Raw genomic sequence first — 589 nt, forward strand, 5'->3', positions numbered from 1 at the left:
TCCAACGCTTAAAGGTTTGATTTCTTGTTCAGGAGATTTCCCGCCAGTTATGGTCTTGGGCTGACTGCTGCACCCGGCAATGATTAAGCCAATTGAGAGTGAGAGCGTCAGAAATCTTAGGGGTATTCTAATCATGTTGAATGCAGTAGGAGGAACGAAGCTGTTATCATACGGTAATTCTAGAGCGAGGATAACAAATTTGGAAAGCGCTATTTATATTGTTGCCACACCTATTGGTAATTTAGGCGATATTTCTCAGCGAGCGATCGAAGTTCTTGGGAATGCCGATCTGATCGCGGCGGAAGATACAAGGCATACAAAGAAGTTGTTGTCTCATCTAGGTATTCAGAAAGAAATGCTCTCCCTGCATGAGCATAATGAGCGAGAACGGGTTGATCAGCTCGTTGGTTTGGTTAATCAAGGAAAGAGCGTAGCGTTGGTCTCTGATGCAGGCACGCCCCTGATTTCAGATCCAGGCTATGTGCTGGTGTCTCAGGCGCGGGCACAGGGTGTAAGGTTTTACCTGTTCCGGGTGCATGTGCGTTGATTGCCGCACTAAGTGCATCTGGGGTCGCGAGTGCTCGATTTT

The 589-nt window shown here is 47.4% G+C and carries 1 protein-coding gene; it reads left to right on the forward strand.

Annotated elements, in window-relative coordinates:
- Nucleotides 1–199 precede the first annotated feature (199 nt).
- The gene (locus A3738_RS10480) at nt 200–547 is read left to right on the forward strand and encodes an SAM-dependent methyltransferase (RefSeq protein WP_369819793.1); all 348 of its coding nucleotides are present in this window, start codon (nt 200–202) and stop codon (nt 545–547) included.
- Nucleotides 548–589 lie beyond the last annotated feature (42 nt).

The sequence above is a fragment of the Oleiphilus sp. HI0066 genome (assembly GCF_001635725.1).